The 24,692-nt window shown below is 42.1% G+C and carries 19 protein-coding genes and 1 other annotated feature; of the genes, 4 read left to right on the plus strand and 15 right to left on the minus strand.

Annotation, left to right across the window (positions count from 1 at the left end):
• The first annotated feature begins 5 nt into the window (after window positions 1–5).
• Window positions 6–476, plus strand: a complete 471-nt coding sequence (locus ACIQCO_RS13465) for a type II secretion system protein (protein WP_400429217.1) — start codon at window positions 6–8, stop codon at window positions 474–476.
• The gene (locus tag ACIQCO_RS13470) at window positions 476–1,630 is read left to right on the plus strand and encodes a hypothetical protein (RefSeq protein WP_400429219.1); all 1,155 of its coding nucleotides are present in this window, start codon (window positions 476–478) and stop codon (window positions 1,628–1,630) included. The genes ACIQCO_RS13465 and ACIQCO_RS13470 overlap by 1 nt, the downstream gene beginning before the upstream one ends.
• 52 nt (window positions 1,631–1,682) lie before the next feature.
• On the opposite strand, the gene ACIQCO_RS13475 is transcribed toward ACIQCO_RS13470, so the two are convergent.
• The 3 genes from ACIQCO_RS13475 to ACIQCO_RS13485 all read right to left on the minus strand — a co-directional run bounded on the left by ACIQCO_RS13475 (window position 1,683) and on the right by ACIQCO_RS13485 (window position 7,730).
• Window positions 1,683–3,398 carry a sensor domain-containing diguanylate cyclase gene (locus ACIQCO_RS13475; RefSeq protein ID WP_400429221.1) on the minus strand — a complete coding sequence of 572 codons (1,716 nt, stop codon included), beginning with the start codon at window positions 3,396–3,398 and terminating at the stop codon, window positions 1,683–1,685.
• A gap of 108 nt (window positions 3,399–3,506) precedes the next feature.
• The gene (locus tag ACIQCO_RS13480; protein ID WP_400429224.1) at window positions 3,507–4,829 is read right to left on the minus strand and encodes a bifunctional folylpolyglutamate synthase/dihydrofolate synthase; all 1,323 of its coding nucleotides are present in this window, start codon (window positions 4,827–4,829) and stop codon (window positions 3,507–3,509) included.
• A gap of 258 nt (window positions 4,830–5,087) precedes the next feature.
• Window positions 5,088–7,730 (minus strand): valine--tRNA ligase, encoded by a 2,643-nt coding sequence (locus tag ACIQCO_RS13485; protein ID WP_400429227.1) that lies wholly within the window; start codon window positions 7,728–7,730, stop codon window positions 5,088–5,090.
• 157 nt (window positions 7,731–7,887) lie between these two features.
• Window positions 7,888–8,127, minus strand: a binding site (T-box leader).
• Between the two features lie 159 nt (window positions 8,128–8,286).
• Here ACIQCO_RS13485 and ACIQCO_RS13490 point away from each other — a divergent pair.
• Window positions 8,287–8,478, plus strand: coding sequence for a hypothetical protein (locus ACIQCO_RS13490; RefSeq protein ID WP_024026830.1), 192 nt, complete (start codon window positions 8,287–8,289; stop codon window positions 8,476–8,478).
• A gap of 16 nt (window positions 8,479–8,494) precedes the next feature.
• Here ACIQCO_RS13490 and ysxE read toward each other — a convergent pair whose 3' ends face one another.
• From ysxE to hemA, 9 genes are all read right to left on the minus strand, one after another.
• Window positions 8,495–9,535 (minus strand): spore coat protein YsxE, encoded by a 1,041-nt coding sequence (gene ysxE / locus ACIQCO_RS13495; protein WP_400429230.1) that lies wholly within the window; start codon window positions 9,533–9,535, stop codon window positions 8,495–8,497.
• Between the two features lie 92 nt (window positions 9,536–9,627).
• A complete protein-coding gene (gene spoVID / locus ACIQCO_RS13500; protein ID WP_400429233.1) occupies window positions 9,628–10,692 on the minus strand; it encodes a stage VI sporulation protein D in 1,065 nt (354 codons plus the stop codon).
• Window positions 10,693–11,154: 462 nt separating this feature from the next.
• Entirely contained in the window at window positions 11,155–12,369 is a 1,215-nt protein-coding gene (locus ACIQCO_RS13505; protein ID WP_400429236.1) for a serine hydrolase domain-containing protein, read from the minus strand.
• 127 nt (window positions 12,370–12,496) lie between these two features.
• Window positions 12,497–13,783 carry a glutamate-1-semialdehyde 2,1-aminomutase gene (gene hemL, locus ACIQCO_RS13510; protein ID WP_400429238.1) on the minus strand — a complete coding sequence of 429 codons (1,287 nt, stop codon included), beginning with the start codon at window positions 13,781–13,783 and terminating at the stop codon, window positions 12,497–12,499.
• A 25-nt stretch (window positions 13,784–13,808) separates the two neighbouring features.
• Window positions 13,809–14,789, minus strand: coding sequence for a porphobilinogen synthase (hemB, locus tag ACIQCO_RS13515; protein ID WP_400429297.1), 981 nt, complete (start codon window positions 14,787–14,789; stop codon window positions 13,809–13,811).
• Window positions 14,790–14,949: 160 nt separating this feature from the next.
• On the minus strand, window positions 14,950–15,729 hold the full coding sequence (locus tag ACIQCO_RS13520; RefSeq protein ID WP_400429240.1) for a uroporphyrinogen-III synthase: 780 nt from the start codon (window positions 15,727–15,729) through the stop codon (window positions 14,950–14,952).
• Window positions 15,729–16,661 (minus strand): hydroxymethylbilane synthase, encoded by a 933-nt coding sequence (gene hemC, locus ACIQCO_RS13525; RefSeq protein WP_400429242.1) that lies wholly within the window; start codon window positions 16,659–16,661, stop codon window positions 15,729–15,731. The genes ACIQCO_RS13520 and hemC overlap by 1 nt, the downstream gene beginning before the upstream one ends.
• A 16-nt stretch (window positions 16,662–16,677) precedes the next feature.
• Window positions 16,678–17,511 (minus strand): cytochrome C assembly family protein, encoded by an 834-nt coding sequence (locus tag ACIQCO_RS13530; RefSeq protein ID WP_400429246.1) that lies wholly within the window; start codon window positions 17,509–17,511, stop codon window positions 16,678–16,680.
• A gap of 15 nt (window positions 17,512–17,526) precedes the next feature.
• Entirely contained in the window at window positions 17,527–18,870 is a 1,344-nt protein-coding gene (gene hemA / locus ACIQCO_RS13535; RefSeq protein WP_400429248.1) for a glutamyl-tRNA reductase, read from the minus strand.
• Window positions 18,871–19,082: 212 nt separating this feature from the next.
• Between hemA and ACIQCO_RS13540 the strand changes: the two genes are divergently transcribed.
• Window positions 19,083–19,571: a LiaI-LiaF-like domain-containing protein gene (locus ACIQCO_RS13540; protein WP_400429250.1), complete on the plus strand. Its 489-nt coding sequence runs from the start codon at window positions 19,083–19,085 to the stop codon at window positions 19,569–19,571.
• A 29-nt stretch (window positions 19,572–19,600) separates the two neighbouring features.
• On the opposite strand, the gene yihA is transcribed toward ACIQCO_RS13540, so the two are convergent.
• The 3 genes from yihA to lonB all read right to left on the minus strand — a co-directional run bounded on the left by yihA (window position 19,601) and on the right by lonB (window position 24,401).
• Window positions 19,601–20,182 carry a ribosome biogenesis GTP-binding protein YihA/YsxC gene (yihA, locus tag ACIQCO_RS13545; protein WP_400429252.1) on the minus strand — a complete coding sequence of 194 codons (582 nt, stop codon included), beginning with the start codon at window positions 20,180–20,182 and terminating at the stop codon, window positions 19,601–19,603.
• A complete protein-coding gene (gene lon / locus ACIQCO_RS13550) occupies window positions 20,179–22,506 on the minus strand; it encodes an endopeptidase La (protein WP_400429254.1) in 2,328 nt (775 codons plus the stop codon). Before lon ends, yihA begins: the two co-directional genes overlap by 4 nt.
• A gap of 203 nt (window positions 22,507–22,709) precedes the next feature.
• Window positions 22,710–24,401 (minus strand): ATP-dependent protease LonB, encoded by a 1,692-nt coding sequence (gene lonB, locus ACIQCO_RS13555; RefSeq protein WP_400429257.1) that lies wholly within the window; start codon window positions 24,399–24,401, stop codon window positions 22,710–22,712.
• Between the last annotated feature and the right edge of the window lie 291 nt (window positions 24,402–24,692).

Here is a 24,692-nt window from a genome sequence, read left to right on the forward strand (position 1 = left end):
TGTACTTGATTCGAAATGAACGTGGATTAACACTTATCGAGGTTCTCGGAACCTTAACTATCCTTTCTATAGTTGGTGTAATTATTTGGAATGTTTTTTTTCAAGGGTTTGTATATTCAAAAAAAGCTATTTCAAGAAATTTTATGCAGCAGGAAACAAATATTATCATCACTAATATAAAGAAGATTCATCAATCAAATATAAACTATACAATTAGCTCCTCTAACTGTGATATCACAGTAATTTATCAAAAAGACAAACTTACTTCAGCGAAAACACAAGTATATAGCCATTCCCAAATTTGCTATAATCTAGAAATTAAGATTGATACAACCAATAATGGTTCAGGCCCAGTATTAATTGAACCAAATAAAACCGACGTCACTTTAAAAGTAAAAACAAGTGATAGAAAAAACCCTAAAAACATTGTAACTATAGATACTTTTCTTTATCGGATGAAGGGAGTTGGTTATTAATGGACAGAACTAAAAATGAACAAGGATATGCTCTTGTAACTGTTTTACTTATTACAGTTGTTTTTATGGTTGTAATGCTCTCATTCATGGGACAAGGCTTTACAAGCGTAAAGCAAAATCAGGTGGTTGAAAAGAAATCATTGTCTATTGATACAGCTGAAATGGGGGTATCCTATTATCAGGTTGCAGTACAAAATCTATTTGAATCTAAACAAACTATTGTAAATGATCGAGTAAAAACGATAATGACCGCCACCCCTTCAGCAGACTTTAAAAGACAGGCAGCAATTGTATTAGCAGATGAAATTCAAAAAGCTTATCCAATTGGAATCCCGCAACCTTCTGTTCCAATCGATACGACCAATGCTTCATTTACAATAAGTAACTTAATTGCTGTTCCTGACCCTGATACGAAATTGAATAAAGTAAATATCACCTTTGATATTGTTGGTAAGGAAAATAGTGTGAGTACTGGGTCCAAACTTAATGCAAAAATGATAATTAACTTAGATTCTATAATTAATTTGGCTGGCAATGGATCTTCTAATGGCTACACCCTACCAACCTACAATGAAATTCCTAAGCCAAAAGCAGGATGTAGTACTCTCGATTGTACCGAGGTTTATATTGCCGGAAACGGGAACTTTAGTGGAAATAATCTATTTAAGAAATCCACTCAAACCATATATACTACAGGTTCATTTACACAGGTAGGCACCGGGAATGAAAACAATAAAAGTAACATCTCCATCCATGCTGAAGGCCCTATTACTATTGGAAATAATATGAATAAGGCATTAAATTTTAAAGTTGAAACGAAATCTGACGCTACATTCGGGGGACATTTAGATATTTACGGAACATCAAAGATTATGGTTGGGGGAAATGCAACTGTAGGAAAATCTTTATCAATTGGTTCTGGTTCAAAAATGTGTGTCCGAGGAAATTTAACAGCTGGGAGTATTTCAGTATCTAGTAGTAACCCTCCTGGAAAATTATTAGTATTTGGAAATGTAAACAGCAGCTCAACATCACCCTATAAAGTTACTGATGCCATATTTAAGTCAGAGTGTGGAACCTATATTTCTCCAACTTTCCAAATTAACTGGGGAGATAATATTAACACCATAATTAATAATGTTGACTATAATTAAAAAGAGGATTGTTCAAAGTTGTTAAATTAACAACTAGGACAATCCTCTTTTTTTAACACGACGAATACTCCGCCACCCGATTCCTCCCAGCCCGTTTCGCCCCAACATACAATGCCCGATCAGCATGCCGGATCAATGCCAATGCATCTTCAGCATCCTCTGGTGCGGTTGCGACTCCAATCGAAGCCGTAATCCTCACCTGCTGCTGTTTTTGGTCTAATGTCTGCTGAAGGGTAAACGGCCAGTTCGCAACTGACTGCCTAATGTGTTCAGCCATTTGGTAGGCTTCTTCCTTTGAGGTATCGGGTAATAGCACGACGAATTCCTCGCCGCCGTATCGAGCCACTGTTCCGCGTGCGCCGACTAACTTGCTCACTCTGTTTGCAAGTTCGATAAGGATTTCATTGCCGCTTTGGTGGCCATAGGTGTCGTTTACTTCTTTAAAATGGTCGATATCAAGGATGATTAAAGAAAGCATCTGGCGTTGAAAACTAGCCATTTTTTCAAACTCTTCGTTTAACATGTTCTCAAAATAGCGATAATTATATAATTTTGTTAACGCGCAGCGTTCACTTTGCCTTTTGGTTTGTTCATAATGCTTGGCGTTTTCCATCGCAACGGCAAAATGGGAGCAAAGGATATCGATAATCATATGCTGGAATTTCTCATAGGCGCGCTTCTTCTTTGCCGCCAGTAATAATACTCCCGTTACTTTTTTACTGCTTACGATTGGGACACAAAGAATACTTTCGATATCACTAGGGATATCGCCGGTAGTAATACCTCTCCATTCCATTTTTGCAGAGAATAGAAAAGCCTCCCGTTTCGCCCAAACCATGCCGCAAATACCTTCGTTCTTTTTCAATGGTTTAATGTCATTCGGCATAACGACACCGCTTTCAATCCGGCGAATTAATTTAAGCTCGTCTCCTGACACCTCAAGGATGTAGGCATAGTCAACCGGCAGCATTTCACTAAGCTTTTGGATAAATAAGTGAATGACCTCGTTAACATTCAGGCGTTCGGCTAATTGATGTCCTATTTCCGCTGCCTTTTGTAAGTATTCGTTTATCTTCTGACTTGAATAGTAAAGGTTAAACACTATTGACAAACTAACAAACGGAATGCCGACAAACAAGATTGCTAGTAATCCCACCTGTTTGTATAAAATGTACAGCATAATCCCAATCGGCAAGGTGATTAATGTCGTAATCGTTTCCGCAAAGAAGTCTTTGCCAAAATAGGACTCTTTCCGTTTATAAATAAAAAAGAGATTAAAAGATATGATGATTTGATTTAATAGATAACTTAACACGGCATAGACAACAGCAAGCATCAGTGCATGCCTATCGTGAGACAAGCTAGGACCCGTTTCACCGCCAATTAAGAAATAAATAATCCCGCTGACAAAAGAAACAATAAAGAACATAATTAAATTCAGCGGCAGACGAAATAATTGACCATTTTTCAGGATCCTTAGCCGTACAAGTAAACTAATGACCGCTGCCTGAGCAAAGAGGATTTCGACAAATAAGCCGAATTTTAAAAAGGTCGCAAGTGCCACCCATTGAATAAGAAAGATAAACATATCATTGATGACAATTGGCATCGACGCAACAGCTAGTGTTAACAGTAAAAACGCCAAAATATCTACCCAATTGCCGGTGAAGTGAGGGGGATAATGGGTATAGGTAAACCATAAACCGGCTGGAACCAGCAAAAACCAAACTAGAAAAATCGTTCTTTGCACTTGTGGCTTGACAGGCATCTGACTCTCCCCCTCCCTCTAATTCGTTGTGGCGACGCTCCGCCTTTTTTCGAAATCATTTATCGTTAATTCAAGATAATCTAATTTTATCAAATAATAGGTGGCTTGTCATAGATAAATCGTCTTATTTTTCAAATATTTACATAAATGAGGTTTAACTTCCGAAATAAAATAGAGAGAACCGGTAATTACTACCATGTCTTTCGCACCTAGGTTATAAATTTCTTCTAACAAATAGGTCTTCCAGTTGTCGACCGCCAGTTTGTTACCTGATTGGCTGATTTGCAGCAAATCCTCGGCATTTGCGGCACGGGGAAAATCAAAGCTGACAAACGAGATTTGATGGGCAATTGCGTCAAGCTTGGCGATCATTTTGTCGAGCTTTTTGTCCTTTAAGGCCGCAAACACAATCTGAATTTGACGGTCCGGGTAACGGGTTGATAACTCTTGGACTAATGCTGTAACGCCTTCGTCATTATGGGCCCCGTCAATGATGACGAGCGGGTCTTGCGAGAGAATTTCAAATCGCCCGGGCCAGTATGCCTTTTTTAAACCATCTCGGATGGCTGGGCTGCTAACGTTGAACAGGCCTTTTTGAGTTAAAAATTGGGCTGCCATGACAGCCAGTGCAGCATTTTCTGTTTGATGCTGGCCCATCATTCTGATTTTAAGCTCGTTCATGGTTTGTGTTTCCGTTTGTAATGTGAACGATTCCCCATTTTCTAGCGATTCATGAGCGCTTATGGAAAACTCTTGATTTAAGCGGTATATAGGCGCGGTCTTTTTAGCCGCCTGCTCGGTAATCACGTTAAGTGAACCAGGATGTTTGACGGCGGTAAAAACAGGGGTATTTTCCTTAATGATTCCCGCTTTTTCAAAAGCGATTTCCTCGTAGGTGTTACCGAGGATGTTTGTATGATCAAGACCAATATTGGTGATAATCGAAGCTAGCGGATGAAGGATATTGGTTGAATCGAACCGCCCGCCTAAACCTACCTCAAAAATAACGATGTCCACCTTGCTGTTGTTGGCAAAGTAATCAAATGCCATTGCGGTAATGACTTCGAATTCAGTTGGACCGCCAAGCTCTGTTTCCTCTAATTCATCCGCCAATGGACGAATGACATTGGCAAGCTTTAGCAATTCCTCATCGGTAATCGGTTTTCCGTTCACACTTATACGCTCGTTAAACTGCTCGATATATGGCGAGGTAAAGGTTCCAACTGTATAGCCTGCGGCTTCGTGAATCGAACGTAGAAAAGTAACCGTTGAGCCTTTTCCATTTGTTCCGCCGATATGGACTGTGTTTATCTTTGTTTCTGGATTGCCAAGCCTGGACATCATCCATTCCATTCGTTTTAATCCTGGTTTAATGCCTAGCCGTAAGCGAGCATGAATCCATTCCAGGGCTTCTTTATAGGTTGAAAACATTTAGTACCGCCCCTTCCGTTATATTTATTGATTCGCTGATAAAAGTTGGAAATTCGCTGATAAAACATGCAAATTCGCTGATAAACTTCAAAAAATCGCCGATAAAAGTTGTAAATTCCCTGTTAAACTACAGAAAACCGCAGAAAAATGACAGTCACCTGTGAAAATGAACCGTACCGACGGAGTTTTGATCGTTTTTTCAAAAGATTTTCATAAAGGCGAGACGAATCCATGCTGGATTCGCCTCAATCTTTCTGTTTATCCTCTTAATTCTTTAATCCGTGCTTCAACAATGCTTCTCTTTTCGGAATAGTCCTTTTCCTTGGCACGTTCTTCCGCAACAACACTCTCTGGTGCTTTCTTCATGAAGCCTTGATTGCTTAATTTCTTTTGAACCCTGTCTACTTCTTTATTTAATCGCTCGTATTCTTTTTCAAGCCGGGCAATTTCTTCGTCGATGTTAATCAAGCCTTCGAGTGGAAGAAAGATTTCTAAGCCGGTTAAAACGGCGGTCATCGCTTTTTCCGGCGATTGGACGTCTGTCCCCATTTGTAATTCCTCCGGGTTACAGAAGCGTTCGATATAGCTGCGGTTGTTTTCGACAGCTTTCAGAACCTGTTCATCCTTTGCTTTCACGAGCATTTTGATTTTCTTGCTCATTGGTGTGTTTACTTCAGCACGGATATTCCGTACAGACCGGATCATCTCCATCAGCAGCTTCATTTCACCGGCTGCTTCGTCATCAGAAAACGCTGGATTTACTTCCGGCCATTTCGCTTCAATAATCGACACGCCTTCGTGCGGCAGGTTCTGCCAAATTTCCTCGGTGATGAATGGCATGAACGGATGTAATAAACGCATCGTATTGTCTAACACATAAGCAAGAATCGAACGGGTCGTTTTCTTGGCTGCTTCATCTTCACCATATAATGGAAGCTTCGCCATTTCAATATACCAATCACAGAAATCATCCCAGATAAAGTTATAAAGGGCACGGCCTACTTCGCCAAATTCATAGCGCTCTGAAAGTTTCGTCACATGCTCAATGGTTTCATTTAAGCGAGTTAAAATCCACTTATCGGCTACAGACTTTTCACCGCTGAAATCAATTTCCTCATATGTCATACCATCCATATTCATTAACGCGAAACGGGAGGCATTCCAAATTTTATTGGCAAAATTCCAAGTTGCTTCTACCTTTTCGGTGCTATAACGTAAATCCTGACCTGGTGAGCTTCCTGTTGATAGGAAATATCGTAAGGCATCCGCCCCATATTTATCGATGACATCCATTGGGTCAACACCATTGCCAAGTGATTTACTCATCTTGCGCCCCTGCTCGTCACGAACGAGACCATGGATCAGAACATCTTTAAATGGACGTTCGCCTGTAAACTCAATGCTTTGGAAAATCATTCTCGAAACCCAGAAGAAAATGATATCGTAGCCAGTAACAAGTGCGCCTGTTGGGAAGTAGCGTTTAAAATCTGCTGCTTCTTTGTTTGGCCAGCCCATTGTTGAAAAAGGCCAAAGTGCTGAACTGAACCATGTATCTAACACATCATTGTCCTGTTCCCAATTTTCGATGTCTGCAGGCGGCTCATGATCAACGTGTACTTCACCTGTTTCTTTGTGATACCAAGCAGGGATGCGATGGCCCCACCAAAGCTGTCTCGAAATACACCAATCGCGGATATTTTCCATCCAGCGCAAGTATGTTTTTTCAAAACGATCTGGAACGAAATTTACTTTATTTTCTTTTGCTTGAAGGGCAATGGCTTCATCGGCAAGCGGCTGCATTTTTACGAACCATTGGGTAGAAAGGTACGGTTCAACAACAGCGCCGCTTCGTTCAGAGTGGCCAACAGAATGCAAATGGTCTTCAATTTTGAATAGAACGCCTAATTCTTGCAGGTCTTTGACAATTTGCTTACGGCACTCAAAACGGGCTAAGCCTTGATATATACCTGCCTTTTCATTCATCGAGCCGTCTTCGTTCATCACAAGAATGCGCTCAAGATTATGACGGTTGCCGATTTCAAAATCGTTCGGGTCATGGGCCGGCGTGATTTTAACAGCACCTGAACCAAATTCCATATCAACATAATCGTCTCCAACGATTGGGATTTCGCGGCCAACGATTGGGAGAATAACGGTTTTCCCGATTAAATGCTTGTAGCGGTCATCTTCCGGATGAACAGCAACAGCTGAATCGCCAAGCATCGTCTCTGGACGGGTTGTGGCGATTTCAATGAAACCAGAGCCGTCTGCCAGCGGATATTTCATATGATAGAAAGCACCTTGAACGTCTTTGTAGATTACTTCGATATCAGATAGAGCTGTTTTTGTCGACGGATCCCAGTTAATAATATACTCGCCGCGGTAAATCAGACCTTTTTTATAAAGGGTTACAAAAACCTCGCGAACGGCATCAGATAATCCTTCATCAAGGGTGAAACGCTCACGGCTGTAGTCGAGCCCTAAACCCAGCTTTGACCACTGCGCCCGGATGTGGGAAGCATATTCTTCCTTCCACTTCCACGTTTCCTCCACGAATTTCTCTCTTCCTAGGTCGTAACGGTTTTTTCCTTCACTGCGCAGTTTTCCTTCAACCTTTGCCTGGGTAGCGATTCCGGCGTGATCCATTCCGGGGAGCCAAAGAACGTCATAGCCCTGCATCCGTTTCATCCTGGTGATTATATCCTGCAGGGTTGTATCCCACGCATGACCTAAATGAAGTTTTCCGGTTACATTCGGCGGCGGGATTACGATGGTGTACGGCTGTTTGCCCTCATCATCTTTTGCTTCAAAAAACTTACCTTGGAGCCACCAATCATAGCGCCCTTTTTCAATCGATTGCGGATCGTATTTAGTTGGCATCGTTAGTTCTTTTGTTTCCATCTTTACTTCCTCCTTCTAATAATAAAGGTGGTGCGAGCAGAGCCATTCAACACCTTTACAATGAAAAATTTAATAATTGTTCTAAATTTGTTAAACTGACTCATTTTTGCGGCGCTCCGCTCCTTTTCCACTAAAAAACAAAAAACCCCACTCGTCATAAAAGGACGAATGGAGTTTGCTTCGCGGTACCACCTTTTTTCCAATCAAGAAAGATGATTGGCTCTTAAAAAAGGATAACGGATTTGATCCGTCTTCAACTAATAGGATTTGTGACATCCGTTCGCAGAAGAAGCTCATGGGTGACCTTCCGACCGTTCCTCTTAGGAAATCTTTCAGCTAATGATTTCCCTCTCTTGAAGCAGGCTGACGTCGTACTCTTCCCTGTCTTTGCTTACGCTAATTAAATTATATAGTTATACTACGAAAAATAAGGCTTGACGTCAATCATGATGACCAAATTTCTTTTAATTTATACTATATGTGATTTTTCAGGGGAATTTACAAATGTTTAGAATATATATAAACAAATGCCTGATTTGAAAAGGGAGGTTTTTAAGTGAGGGGAAATTTTCAAAAATATAAACACCGTCCCTGGTTTAGAACGTTTCGGAGATTTTGCGGACAATTGATTCTGCCTTTTATTATCTTTCAATTCATTCGAACGATGTTTTTACCAACCGTCTTTGATGTTTTATTATTATCATTCTTTATCGTTATCGCCATTACCATCTATTTCGAAATTATTTAAGGAGCCCATTATGCAGTTAATCACTCTGCTGCTGGGCTCCTTCTTTCATTTGCTGTTGGGCTTCAATTTCCGTCATGCGCATGACGACATACTCTGAATTTTTCAAATGCCAGTAATGCTGCTGGAGGTTGCGGACAAATTTCAGCTCATTCCTTGGACGTTGTTTTCGAAAGTAGCTTTCTGCGACCTGGATCACTGGAATCGGGTAGGCTAAATAGCTGTAGAATAATAATTTCTCATCTTCTTTAAATGGAAAGTATTTATAGTAATGATAGACCCAGTCAAGGGCCGTATCACTTCGTTTTAGGCTCGTATTTAGGGAGCGTGATAAGTACGGCAGGAGATCATGAATAGGTGAACCGTATCGGGCATTTTCAAAATTGATAAAAAAACCGTACCCGCGATCATCAAATAAAAAATGCTCAGACGATAATTTCCCGTGGGTAATGACCATACGGGCTTTTTCAATTTCTTTCGTCTTTTCATACCACTCTTCAAATTTAGCCTTCGAAAAGCGCAGTGCCTGGCTTATTTCGGTATAATACATGCAATATAACAATTCGAATGGCGACATATACGTCTTTTTTTCACATTCATCGATGAAGCCATCGAGGAATTCCTGATGTTTATCCATTTGCTCTATCGTCTTTTCATAGTGCTCTGTTCGTTCTTCGTTGCTCACCGTGATTTCTTTGGCGGAAAGCGTATGAAGTCGGGCTAATTCCCGGAATAACTGCTGATTTTTATGCTCGCGGTCTTCCTTATAATCATTTGACATCCATGGCATCAGATAATAGAGATTATTCTCGTGTAGGACTGCATACCTGCCGTCCATTGTCGGATAAATTGGGACAATCCGATTAAAGCCCTTCTGGTAAAGCAGATGAACGTGGCGAATGAAATCCGTACCGATTGTCGGCGCAATTTTTTTCAGGGCAAACGTTCCTTTATTGGAATAAATCTTTTGGACACCGCCGTAATCTTCGACAAAATAGGGCTCAACAAGATAATCTTTTAAAATAGGATGAATTGCTTCTAGGCGATTCATTTCACTCATCAGAATTCTACTCTCCTTAAAAAGGCCAGAAGTGTTACAAAAATGGAAGGTGAGCAGGTTGAAGAAACCCGCTCAACTTCTTTTCTTAAAAGTTATTTTTTCGCAAGCGTCGCTGGAATGTATAATACCTGACCCTCATAAACATCCTGATTGAGTTCCAGATTATTAACCCGAAGAAGGTTTGGAACCGTTACGTCATAACGGTCGGCCAGTCCATCAAGGGTATCACCCTTTTGAACGATACATACCTTTACTTTCACTTGCCCGGAACTTTCATCCTTGCGGGCAAAAAACTCTGTCAGCGTCATGCTCTTCTTTTTTGTCAGCTTCTTCTTTACCTTTTTTATGATGTCATCGGATGAGGATGAACTTTCTTCCACATTTGTAACGTCCTCTTCGAAGTGAGTATTTGGGATGGACTCTTGTTCAAAGCTTACTTCCTCATGATGGCTGCTTTCACTTCTTGCCTCCTGAAGGTTCCATAGTGGCTCGTAGTCTTCTTCCTCATTCACTTCCTGAGGCTGATAGTTGAAGGTTGGAAATTTAGGTAAAACTTCCACACTCTCTTCTTCTTGCTGCTTTCTCGCCTCGACCTCAAATAAGAAGTTTTCTTCATAGGCGCTTTGAACTGTTTCTTGTTCAACAAAGACTTCTTCCTCATCCGCAAGCATTTCTGTGCGGTTAAGAACCTCGTATTCCGGCTCCTCTTCTTGTTGCTGCTGTTGTTCAGATCCGTAAAGGCCGCTAATGGTCAGTTCTGCAGAAAGCTTCAAACAGCTGCGTTCCGGCAGGGAATAATCAAAGGATTCAACGAGGACATCGATATCGTAAATGCTTTGAATCCGATTATTCGGAATCGTAATGTCGACTGGGAAACGGTGGGAAAATTCACAGCTTCCTTCTTCTCGTTCCGCCACCCGTTCAACAAACTTTTGCGAGGTAAAGCCTTCATCCTCGCTTCCATCGCTAGCGTCGTAACTTTTATATTCGCCGGTGAGTTCCAGCGAACCACGTATGGTTACATACTGATCGTTTTCCTGGATGGTGATGTCCGGGTCTAGGGAAATCGAAACAAGTTCTTCGACTTCCTGTCCTTTTCTAAACCACAAGGACTCCTCCAAAGAAAATCGCAGGCACGATTGATTCTCTTGGGACAAAGCGACTCCTCCTTTCGTTTCCTTCACGCAAAATCACTATGTCACTTACACTCTATGTGGAAATATTTTTATTTATGATAAAAAAGTGTGTGGGGATGAGGAAAGGATTTGAGTTTTTCTGATTATTAAATGGTTTTCCGGCTTTAGATTTGGTATGAGATGGGGTTGCCGGTGATTCGGGGTGCGGTTTTCGGCGATTTGGAGTAGATTGGCGGCGATTTAGGGAGGAATTTCGCCAACTTGAAGATTGATTTCGCCAAGTTTCGAGGTTATTTCGCCAACTCGGGGATTAATTTCGCCAAGTTTCGAGGTTATTTCGCCAACTCGGGGATTAATTTCGCCAAGTTGGGGATTGATTTCGCCAAGTTTGAGAGTTATTTCGCCAAACTGCTTTCAAACACACAAACTATGTAAATTTAAAAGCCAGTCCGCGGACTGGCTTAGGTCAAATTGTATTTGGTTTTATATGGCACCATCTACTTCAGATGACAAAGGCGAAGCCATGACCATTTGGTAAATGTCTTTCATTATATTTCCTATTTCAGTGGTTTTAGTGCGTGAATTCATCAGGATAACAATTTGTGTATGTTCTTTATCTTTATAATAAGCATGCATCGAATACCATCCACCCAATACCCCGATACTGAAATAATAATTTTTATCAAAATCATTATAAATACCAAGCGCATACTTGGCGTGTGTACCTGACGGAGTAGTCATTTCCAAAAGACTATTTTTAGAAATAAGTTCGCCATTTAGCAATGCTTGATCAAAGTGCGCCATATCATAAGCGGTTGTATAAATATCTCCACATCCAAATAAGGTATAGGCATTAAGCGAATTTGTAGGTCTTTCTATATCATCTTTTTTCATATAGCCCATCGATGAATAAGGAACAGAGTTTTCGTGTGTAACAAATCCTGTTTCCTTTAGAGGAATCTTATTAAAAATATTCTCCTGGATAAATTGATGCAGTGAAGTCCCAGAAGTTTTTTCCACGATATATCCTAGAATCATATAGTTTGCATCGAGGTAATCCCATTTTTCACCTGGTTGGAATTTTATTGGTGCTTTTTCAATTTCCTGAATTAAATTTAACGGTGTTTTATCACTTTTCTGCCAGTTTGGTGACCGTATTCCCGAAGTATGAGTTAATAAATGATACAATTTTATTTTATCCCCATTTGGAAAGTTAGGAATATATTTTGAAACCGGATCCTGAATATTTAATAGCTGTCTTTCTTGAAGCATCATAATACTAGTTGAAACGAAGATTTTGGTAATGGATCCGATTGGATAGGTGGTTGAAGCTGTATTCAATGACTTTTTCTCGATATTTGCATACCCCGTACCCTCGTTAAAAAGGATATGTTTTCCTCTTACAACAGCAATAGTACCGCTTAAGCTATTAGTATTTAAATACTCTCTAATTTTCTGCTGCAACATTTCTTCATTCTTTTGCGCAAGCGCCGCCTTCTCTTTTTCACTTTCTTCCTTATTTATACTGGGGTCCTTTTTTTCCATCGGTGTTTTATCTATATTTTTTGGTCTTTCATTTGAATTATGAAAATCTTTAGTTGCACTTTCTTTATTTGGAGAGAAGGGATTTTCACAACCGCCCATATAAAAAATAAGAACAACAGCTAAAAAGGAAACAACGCAGTTTTTAACTTTCATTTGCCTTCCACTCCATCTTCCATTTATCGACAAATTTCATTTCCATCGTATTTTATAGCATATTGGTATTTTTTACAACGATAATTTTTGTAAATTAAAAGCACACTCGAGGAGTGTGCTTTATTGCTTATTTTAATTTTGAAAAAGCAACCTCTGCTGCTTGAATTGTTTTTTCAATATCTGCATCGGAGTGCTCAGTTGATAAGAACAATCCCTCAAACTGTGATGGCGGCAAGAATATTCCTTGGTTAGCCATTTCCCGATAGTACGCAGCAAAGAATTCCAAATTAGAGTGCTTTGCTATGTCATAGTTGATAACTTCCTCATTAGTAAAGAAGAAGCCGATCATCGAACCAGCACGGTTAAAGGTAATTGGAATCTCGTATTTTTTAGCTGCCGCCTCAAACCCTTTTTGAAGCAAGTCGCCTTTACGGATAAATTCCTGGTAGTGCTCAGGTGTTAATTGACTCAATGTTTCCAGACCTGCTGTCATCGCTAATGGGTTTCCTGATAGGGTTCCTGCTTGATAAATCGGGCCGCTTGGAGCGATTTGCTGCATGATTTCCGCTTTACCGCCGTATGCGCCAACAGGTAGTCCTCCGCCGATTACTTTACCGAGGCAGGTAATGTCAGGGGTAACATTGAAATAGCCTTGTGCACAATTATAGCCGACACGGAAGCCAGTCATAACTTCATCAAAAATCAGCAAAGATCCGTTTGCCGAAGTTAGCTCGCGCAGACCTTCTAAGAAGCCTGGAAGCGGCGGGACAAGTCCCATATTACCGGCAACAGGTTCAACAATGATACAAGCGATATCTTCGCCGAATTGTTCGAAGGCAAATTTTACACTCTCAAGGTCATTGTAAGGAACCGTTATCGTATTTGAGGCTACTCCCTCTGGCACCCCAGGGCTGTCAGGCAAGCCAAGTGTAGCCACGCCTGAACCGGCCTTAATCAATAATGAATCACCGTGGCCGTGGTAGCAGCCTTCGAATTTCAAAATCTTGTTGCGGCCTGTATAGCCGCGGGCTAAACGGAGTGCGCTCATCGTTGCTTCTGTACCTGAATTGACCATTCGTACTACTTCAATCGACGGCACGCGTTCAATTACTAGCTGGGCTAATTTATTTTCTAATAAGGTTGGAGCTCCAAAGCTTGTCCCTTGTTCTGCTGTTTTTTTCAACGCTTCGACAACACGGTCGTTGGAGTGGCCTAAAATGAGCGGACCCCATGAAAGGACATAATCAATATATTCGTTGCCATCGATATCATAGATCTTTGACCCTTTGCCTCTTTCCATAAAAATCGGACTCATGTTTACGGATTTAAAGGCGCGAACCGGGCTGTTCACGCCGCCTGGCATTAAGTTTTGGGCTTCTTTAAATGCTTCAATCGATTTTGTATACGAACGCATTCTATTCCCTCTTTTCAAATATTGTTTATTCGTCTTCTTTTAACCAGCGAATGGCATCTTTTGCCGCGTAGGTAATGATTAAATCTGCACCGGCACGCTTCATGCCGATAAGCATTTCAAGCACAGTCTTTTTCTCATCGATCCAGCCGTTTAGTGCAGCTGCTTTAACCATTGAATATTCACCACTGACGTTGTAGACAACGACTGGTAAATTAAAGTTATTTTTCACATCACGAACAATATCAAGGTACGGCATACCAGGCTTAATGATTAAAAAATCTGCCCCTTCTGCAACATCGGATTCTGCTTCTCTGAATGCTTCCATGCGGTTTGCCGGATCCATTTGATAGGTCTTGCGATCGCCAAACTGCGGTGCGCCCTCTGCAGCTTCACGGAAAGGTCCGTAAAATGCTGATGCGTATTTTACAGCATAAGACATAATCGGTATTTCGGTAAACCCAGCTTCATCTAATCCGGCGCGAATTGCTGCCACAAAGCCGTCCATCATGTTAGATGGTGCGATAATATCTGCTCCTGCTTTCGCCTGCGCCACTGCTGTTTTTACGAGTAGTTCCAGCGATTGGTCGTTAAGGATCTGTTCACCCTCCACCACTCCGCAGTGACCATGGTCTGTATACTCACAGAGGCATGTATCGGCAACAATGATGATTTCCGGAAATTTTTCTTTAATGAAACGGGTCGCTTCCTGAACGATGCCATGGTCATGATATGCCTGCTCACCGCATGCATCCTTTGTTTTCGGAATGCCAAACAGCAGGACCGACTTAATTCCATGTGCAACGATATCTTCCATCTCCGCCTGAAGGTGATCCAGCGATACTTGGAAAACGCCAGGCATCGATGAAACCTCGTTACGAACGTTTTCACCTTCATAGATAAATAGCGGATAAATGAAATCCTCCGCTCTTAAATGATTCTCTCTGACAAGTGCACGCATATTGGCACTTGAACGCAGTTTGCGATGACGCGAAAATTGAAGTTCCATTATATAAATACCCCCCGAAAAAATTACCTTATTTGTTGAGCGCCGCTTTACTGGCGGAAACTGCTGCTTTACTGGCAATGGCGCCGCTTTACTGGCGGATAACACACGTTTACTGGCGGTTAACGCCACGTTACTCGCGAATCGCACCGCTATCTTCACCTCAAACCCGAGTATCCTCTAAATAAGCTATCAAGCTTTTAATCATTTCTGCTACGGTGTACTCCTCTGGAGAAGCATGAACCGTCAATCCATAAGCATGAAGTTTCTGCTCCGTCACAGGTCCGATGCAGCCGATTACACAGTTTCGCAGCTGCTCGTCCAATCGATATTCCTTTACCACTTCCATGAGATGATCGACCGTTGATGGACTTGTAAACGTCAGGATATCAAGCTGTTTGTCGGCCAGCATTCCTGCAAGCTTCACTCGGCTCTCTTCTGGCATGTACGTTTCATATATGACGACCTCATCAACCACGGCACCAACACCTGACAAGGAGCTGGCGATATATTCGCGGGCGAGATTCCCCTTCGGAAGGAAAACCCGGGTACCGCTACCCACAAACGGCAAGAACTCTTCCACAAATACTTCCGCCACATATGCCGATGGGACAAACTCTGCATGAAGCCCCCGTTCCTGCAAAACCTCTGCAGTCCTCTTCCCAATCACAGCAATCTTTGGAAAATCAAGACCTGTCTCTTCATAAAAAGAAAAGAAGGTTTCAACCGTGATATTGCTCGTAAAAATAATCCAGTCATATGTATCAAGGACCTTCAGCAATTCTTGAAGACGCTCGTTTTTCTCAAGCGGACGAAAGGCAATCAAAGGGATTTCAATCGGAATCCCTCCAAACCTTTCAACAAGCTTGGAGAAGGATCCCGCTTGACCTTCCCCTCTCGGAACAAGAACCTTTTTATCAAGCAAGGGCAAGGATTTTAGCATTAACCCTCGAGCTCCCGTTTGACCTTTTCAATCAGGTCCTTGGCTCCTCTTTTAATTAAAAGTTCTGCAGCCTGGACGCCGAGCGCTTCCGGATTTTGACCTCTCAGTTCTTCTTTGAAGATTTCATGGCCTTCAGGCGAAGCAACTAAAACATTTAAGACCACTTCATCGTTGTCTTCAACACGGGCAAAACCAGCTATTGGTACCTGGCAGCCGCCCTCCATTTTTTGCAGGAAGGCGCGCTCAGCGCGAACGGCTCTTTCCGTTTTTTTGCAAGTAAATTTTTCAAACAGCTCTAGAAGTTCTTTATCGTCTTCACGGCATTCAATCGATAATGCCCCTTGGCCAACCGCAGGGATACAAAGATCGGCATCCAAAAATTCAGTTACTACTTCAGACGCCCAGCCAAGTCGGGAAAGGCCTGCTGCTGCTAAAATAATAGCATCGTATTCCTCAGACTCTAGTTTTGCTAATCGTGTATCGACATTGCCGCGAATCCATTTAATCTCTAAATCCGGGCGCTGCGCTAACAGCTGGGCACTGCGGCGCAGGCTGCTCGTACCGATTATCGCACCTGGTTTCAAATCGTTTAATTTCACGTGACCTCTTGAAATAAGGGCATCGCGGTGGTCTTCGCGGAAAGGAATACAGCCGATAGTGAGACCCTCCGGCAATACAGCCGGCATATCTTTCATACTATGAACAGCCATATCAATCTCTTTATCAAGCATCGCCTGCTCAATTTCCTTTACAAACAAACCTTTACCGCCCACCTTCGAAAGGGTAACATCAAGGATTTGGTCGCCTTTTGTTACAATTTCTTTCACTTCAAATTCAAAGGATGGATCAAGCTTTCTCAGCTGATCCATGACCCAATTTGTTTGTGTTAATGCCAACTTGCTTCGTCTAGAACCTACAATAATTTTTCGCATGATTGCCTCCTAGGTTTTATGCGTACCATAAATGAAATGATGATAATTGACCAAATAAGAAAAAGTTAATGATTACGATTAAAAAAGACGCTGTATTCCAAATCGCTAATTTTCTGCCGGGCAGGTTTTTCACAATCCTTAGGTAAAGGAAAATGCTATAAGCCATCAGCAATATAAACGAGCCGATGATTTTCATATCATACCAAGGCATTCCCGGCACCATTAGAAACGCCCATTGCAGACCAAGAATAAGGCTTAGGAGCAGCATGGGAACGCCGATAACCGCCATTATGTAGGATAATCTTTCTAACTTCTCTAAATCTGCGAGCCTAATTAGCCTGGTTCCCCATTTTTTTCTCTTTAATAAATCGTACTGAAGCAGATATAACGTCGAAAAGACAAACGACAATGAAAAGGCTCCGTAAGAGAGAATCGCCATTGTGATATGGATTAACAGCAGTTCAGACACAAGCTGTTTGGCCATGACATGCGAATGGTATTGCATCGGAGCAAAGGTATGAATCGCCATGACGATAAAGCCGAGTATATTCGTAAAAAAAACGATAAAGTCGACCCGCAATAACCGATTTATCCCCAGTGACAATGTGACTAATACCCAAGCATAAAAATAGAGTCCCTCAAAAATTGTTAACACAGGGAATCTGCCTGTTCTTATCATATAGGAAGACAGAAAAACGGTTTGCAGAATCCATACAAATGCAAGTAACCAGAAGGCAATGCGGTTTGCCTTCCGGTTATGATGTAGGAAATCAAAGAAATAAAGCAATACACTGAAGGCGTATACGACTACTGTTAATTCATGAATCCTTGTCATGAAGACTTCGAACATAGACGGGGGCCCCCTCTATGACCGAAAGGAAGCCTGAACTTCTTGAACCGGCATTTGATTGGTTTCGGCTGCTTTCGAATGTTGTTCCTGGGCCTGCTCTTCAATATTAAAGATTTTCATAAATAAACCCATCGCCTGTTCAGCATCAGGTCTTGCAGCCAATTCTTTCGCTTGTAAAATTGGATCCTTTAAGAGCTGGTTGATGATACTCTTTGTATGTTTATTTAATACTTTAATATCCCGGTCCGTTAAGTTCGGCAGTTTTCGCTCTAAGCTATCCATTGTTTCCGCCTGAATCGCCAAAGCCTTTTCCCTAAGCGCGGAAATAACCGGAACCACGCCGAGCATTCCAAGCCACTGTTTAAAGTCCACGATTTCTTTTTCAATCATGAGTCCGATTTTTTCAGCTTCTTTCTTACGCTCTTGCAGGTTGGACTCGACAATTCCTTCTAGATCGTCAATATCGTATAAAAAGACGTTTTCAAGCTCGGCTATTCTTGGGTCCAAGTCGCGCGGTACGGCAATATCGACCATAAATAACGGTTTGCCCTTGCGCTTCTTTTCAACCTTTGCCACCATTTCTTTTGAAATGACAAAGTCCTTTGCACCAGTTGAGCTGATTAAGATATCGGCTTCTACCAATGACTTTTCCAAATCAGCTGCTGTTCTTGCTTCACCATTAAAACGGCTCGCCAGCACCTTTGCTTTATCATACGTCCGATTGATGACTGTTACTTTTTTCACGCCGTTACCGTGCAAGTTTTGGGCTGCGAGTTCGCCCATTTTTCCCGCTCCAAAAATCAACACATGCTTCCCAGCAAGGGAACCGAAGATTTTCTTCGCCAGTTCCACAGCCGCATAGCTGACAGAAACGGCATTTGCGCCAATCTCTGTTTCCGAGTGACCTCGTTTCGCTAGTGTGATTGCTTGTTTAAACAAGTGGTTAAACACAGAACCAGTGGTTTCTTCCTGTTGAGCTGACATAAAGCTCGTCCGTACCTGTCCAAGGATTTGCGTTTCCCCTAAAACCATGGAGTTCAAGCCGCAAGTCACATTGAATAAATGTTCTACCGCACCATCGTCTTCGTAAACAAATAAAAATGGCGAAAATTCTTTCTGTTCCATTCCGAACCATTCGGACAGAAATTCTTTCATATAATAGCGGCCTGTATGTAGCTGATCGACAACCGCATAAATTTCCGTTCGATTACACGTAGACAAGATGATATTTTCCAGGATGCTTTTTTTGGAGTTTAACTTCTTAATGGCATCAACAAGATCGGCTTCATTAAAGGTCAACCGCTCACGGATTTCTACAGGGGCAGTTTTATAATTAAGACCGAGCACTAATATATGCATTTGATAAGGACACCCCCACTAAATAATACAGTTTCAACTAATAAGATTATATCACGAGCAATTTCGACTTTTACCCGCTAAATGTGAACAGAAAATGAAACTATTGTGGTAATATTAGAAATTGAATAAGATATGTTTATATACTACCCTATGTACAGTATCAAAAAAACGGATATGATTCAAGTGAACCTTACTGGAAGCGGTGTTTTGCGATGAAAAACCAGCGAATATTCCCTGGAATTATCCTGATTGGATTTGGTGGATATTTTTTATTACAGGAAACAGGAATAAGTTTTTTTCAAGAAATTTCGACATGGCCGACCCTGATTATCATTGTTGGTGCCGCCTTTTTCGGGCAGGGGTATTTGGCTAAGGATTATGAGGCCCTTCTTCCCGGTGTCATTATGGCTGGTTTTGGTCTTCAATACGTTCTTGCCGGCCGTGTCTCGTACTGGCCGACTAACAATATCGGCATGTTAATCTTGATTATTTCAATTGGATTTTTTCTTCGGTTTCAAAAGACCGGCAATGGCTTGTTTCAGGCTTTTCTCTTTCTCATTCTATCAGTCATGCTGCTATTTTATGATAAAATTGCCGGATACTTTGGTTTGCTCCAAAACGGAGTGAGCTTCATATGGAAATTTTGGCCCGCGCTGTTAATCGTTGTTGGTATCTATTTTCTACTAAAAAAGAAAAAATAACCGCCGAGCGCATGCGCCCGGCGTTTTTTTTACATATAGCTTTCTAGAATTGACCACGCCTTATCTTTTCCTTCACCTGTTTCAGAGGAGAAGACGATAATATGGTCGCCCGCATCAAGGTCTAATGTCTCTTTTGTTACCTTTAAATGTTTTTGCCACTTTCCCTTAGGAATCTTATCCGCCTTCGTTGCAATAATGATGCAGGGGATGTCGTAATGCTTTAAAAATTCATACATCATCACATCGTCTGCGCTCGGCGGATGGCGCAAATCAACAATCAAAACAGCGGCCCTTAGCTGCTCGCGAGTCGTAAAATATGTTTCAATCATCTTTCCCCAGGCTGCCCGCTCCGTCTTTGAAACCTTTGCATATCCATACCCTGGGACATCGACAAAGTGAAGCACTTCATTAATAAGAAAGAAGTTTAACGTTTGGGTTTTACCGGGCTTGGAAGAAATCCGCGCTAAACCTTTCCGGTTAAGCATCTTATTGATAAAAGAAGACTTGCCGACATTTGAGCGCCCAGCAAGCGCAAATTCGGGCAGTGCTGTTTCCGGGTACTGTTCCGGCTTAACCGCACTTATTACAATATCTGAACTGACTACCTTCATTCTTTTCCACCTTCTAAAAGCGCATGCTTTAAAACTTCATCTAAATGGGTTACCGGAACAAATTCCAATTCGTTACGGACACTTTCCGGAATGTCATCAATATCCATTTCATTGTCTTTCGGAAGAATAACCTTCGTCAGACCTGCTCGATGGGCACTGAGTGTTTTCTCTTTTAAGCCGCCAATCGGAAGCACTCTTCCTCTTAACGTAATCTCGCCTGTCATACCTACCTCGCGCCGGATTGGTCTGCCTGTTAAAGCTGAAACCAGTGCCGTAGCCATGGTAATACCCGCTGACGGACCGTCCTTCGGAACTGCACCTTCCGGGACATGAATATGGATATCATATTTTTCATGAAAATCTTCTTCAATCCCCAATTCCTTTGCCTTCGAACGAATGTAGCTAAAGGCCGCCTGGGCTGATTCTTTCATGACATCACCAAGCTTACCGGTTAGAACAAGCTTACCTTTACCCGGTGAAAGCGATACCTCGATTTGCAGGGTGTCGCCGCCAACAGTTGTGTAAGCCAAACCAGTGGCTACCCCAACCTGATCTTCCGCCTCCGCCATTCCATAGCGGAACCTCGGTTTCCCTAAAAACTCTTCCAGATTCTTTTCAGTAATGATGACACGCTTCTTCTCACCTGCAACAATAATTTTCGCCGTTTTCCGGCAGATGGTTGCCATTTGACGTTCTAGGCTTCTAACCCCCGCCTCGCGTGTGTAATAGCGGACGACTTTAAGGATAGCATCATCGCGGACTTGTAGAATTCCTTTTGTAAGTCCATTTTCTGCGATTTGCTTCGGAAGCAAATGATCGCGGCAAATATGAACTTTTTCAAGCTCCGTATAGCCGGCGATGGTGATGATTTCCATTCTGTCTAACAGCGGAGCAGGGATGGTCGCCAGATTATTAGCGGTCGCAACGAACATGACTTTTGATAAATCGTATGTTTCTTCTATATAATGATCGCTAAAATTACGATTCTGTTCGGGGTCCAAGACCTCAAGCATCGCACTTGATGGATCCCCGCGGAAATCGCTCGACATTTTATCGATTTCGTCTAACAAAAAGACGGGGTTAATCGTTCCTGCTTTTTTCATTCCTTGAATGATGCGGCCGGGCATTGCCCCGACATAGGTTCTGCGATGACCGCGAATTTCGGACTCGTCGCGGACACCCCCAAGTGAAATCCGGACAAAGTGGCGGTTAAGCGATGTAGCGATGGAACGCGCAAGGCTTGTTTTCCCAACACCCGGAGGTCCGGCAAGACAAAGAATCGGCCCTTTAAGAGAATTGGTCAGCTTTTGAACAGCTAAATATTCAAGTACCCGTTCCTTTACTTTTTCAAGGCCGTAATGATCTTGATTTAAGATCTTTTCTGCACGGTTAATATTAATATCATCCTCAGTCTTTTTTGACCACGGAATGGAAATCAGCCATTCAATATAGTTACGAATGACAGCACTTTCTGCGGAACTTGCCGGTACCTTTTCATAGCGGTCGAGCTCCTTAAGTGCTGCTTGAAGAGCATGTTCAGGCATCCCTGCTTGCCCAATTTTTTTCGTGAGTTCAGCGATTTCGCCTGTTTTGCCTTCTTTATCGCCTAATTCCTTCTGAATCGCCTTCATTTGTTCACGCAAGTAGTATTCTTTTTGCGTTCTTTCCATTGAGCGCTTGACACGCTGACCAATTTTCTTTTCCAGATTAAGGACTTCTTTTTCGTTGTGGATCGTGTCAATTACACGGTTTACCCTTTGTTTAACATCAATTGTCTCTAGGATTTCTTGCTTTTCCTTTAGCTTGATAGGCAGGTGGGAAGCGATAATATCCGCCATTCTGCCGGGTTCCTCAATGTCGGTAACGGAGGCATACGTTTCTGCCGAGATTTTTTTCGATAATTTTATGTATTGTTCGAAATAATCAAGCATTGTTCTCATCAAGGCCTGGTCTTCGACATCTTTTGTATCCGAATCCTCAAAGGTGACAATACGGACGGAGTAATAATCTTCTCCATCATAAATAGAGACAATTTCCGCTCTGTTTAGACCTTCAACTAGTACTCTAATTGTGCCGTTTGGCAGTTTTAGCATTTGCTTAACCTTAGTTAACGTTCCCAGCTTGTATAAGTCCTCTTCGGAAGGCTCATCAATTGAGACATCTTTTTGAGTTGTTAAGAATATTAAATGGTCACCTACCATTGCTTTTTCGAGTGCCTGCACCGATCTTTCACGACCTACATCTAAATGAAGCACCATTGTCGGATAGACAAGCAATCCCCGAAGCGGCAGGAGGGGGACGGTCAATTCGTTCTTATTCGCCAAAATACTGCACCTCCATCTACAAATCAATTTTTTGTTGAATTAGTCTTTGTACAATTCTATCTTATTTGTTTTTAAGTGTCTATTTTTAGAGTAAATCGTATTCACTTTTTCACTATAACTTTATTTTCCCCAACTAATCGGATTTCTTCCTTGGCACGAAAAAACTCCGGTTTGCTTGTTTAAAAACAAACCGAAGTTTCTGATCAAATCGTTTCTTTTTTTGAAAAATCAATCGAGGCGGTAATCGCTTCTTTTTTCCCGAAGTCAATCGTTTCTTTTTTCGGATAGGCATTCACCAGTGCCAGTTCAAATACTTCATGTAGATGGGTAACTGGAACAATCCGGATGCCGTCAATCTCATTCAAGATGGTTTGCATATTTTCTTCCGGAATGATCACTATTTTGGCGCCTGCCTTTCGTGCCGCCTTTACCTTCGGATAGACACCGCCGATTGGTTTCACATTACCATGGATACTGATTTCACCCGTCATCGCTACCGTGTTATCAATTGGAATTTTATAAATGGCCGAATAAATCCCGGTCGCCATCGCAATTCCCGCCGATGGGCCGTCTATCGGAACCCCGCCCGGGAAGTTAACGTGGATATCATAATCGTTTGCCGGCACACCCATCGAACGTAAAACGGTAATAACATTTTCTATTGACCCGCGCGCCATGCTTTTTCGACGAATCGATTTCCCCTGACCGCCAATACTTTCTTCTTCGACGATACCAGTAATATTGATGGTTCCCTTATCCTTAGTCGGGATTACGGTCACTTCAATTTCAAGCAAGGCACCAGAATTTGGCCCATAAACAGCTAGTCCATTCACAAGACCCACGTGAGAAATATCATTTATTTTTCTTTCCATCCGCGGTGTCATCTGGCTCGAATGGATGACCCACTCGATATCTTCGTCTTTAATATACGTCCGGTCTTCCGTAATGGCAAGTCCGGCAGCAATTTGAATCATATTAACCGTCTCACGCCCATTTCGCGCATATGTAGACAAGGTATTCACGCCTGTATCATTTATTTGCAGATTTACCTTTTCAGCCGCCTTTTTTGCGACACTCACGATTTCTTCCTGCGTTAAATCGCGAAAGAAAACTTCCATACAACGGGAACGAATGGCCGGTGGAATTTCGCTGGGAGTCCTTGTTGTAGCCCCAATTAAGCGGAAATCGGCGGGCAGGCCATTTTTAAAGATATCATGGATATGTGTCGGGATTTGATTATTTTCCTCGTGATAATAGGCACTTTCGAGAAAAACTTTGCGATCCTCTAATACTTTTAACAGCTTGTTCATTTGAATCGGGTGCAATTCGCCAATTTCATCGATAAATAGAACACCGCCATGGGCGTTGGTGACTGCTCCCTGTTTCGGCTGTGGAATCCCCGCCTGGCCCATCGCTCCTGCCCCTTGGTAAATCGGGTCATGAACAGAGCCGATTAGCGGGTCGGCAATTCCTCTTTCATCGAATCGTGCGGTTGTCGCGTCCAATTCGATAAAAACAGAGGCTGGTTTAAAGGGTGATTTCTGATTCTTTTTTGCTTCCTCTAATACGAGGCGGGCAGCTGCTGTTTTCCCGATGCCTGGCGGTCCGTAAATAATTACATGCTGTGGATTCGGTCCGCATAGGGCAGCTTTTAATGATTTGATGCCATCCTCTTGTCCTACAATATCCTTGAAGCTTGTGGGACGAACTTTCTCAGCTAATGGTTCAGTTAATGATATTGATCTCATTTTGCGGAGCTGCTCCATTTCCTTACGGGATTCCCGATCAATGGATACTTTTTGCGTCCGCTGGTTTCTCAGCATATTCCAAAAATACAGCCCGATGATAATCCCGAAAAATAGCTGTATAAATAAGGCAATCCCCGTCCAACTCATACATTTCCCTCCTGCACTTCTTACTCAATATATATTAATAAGTATTTCCTGCAGATTGGCGGAATAAACCACAAAATGTAAAACTAATTCCGTCGGGGGAATCGGTTTAAGACTTACTTCTGGTGTTTTTTGGAGAGTTTTTTTAGTTTGGCTACTTTCTGAGGGGTTTTGGCTACTTTTTCTGGGGTTTTGGCTATTTTTCGAAGCGTTTTGGCTACTTTTCAAAGGGTTTTGGCTACTTTTCAAAGGGTTTTGGCTACTTTTCAAAGGGTTTTGGCTACTTTTCAAGGA

This window comes from Neobacillus sp. NPDC093127 (assembly GCF_044754175.1).
Lineage (GTDB): Bacteria > Bacillota > Bacilli > Bacillales > Cytobacillaceae > Neobacillus.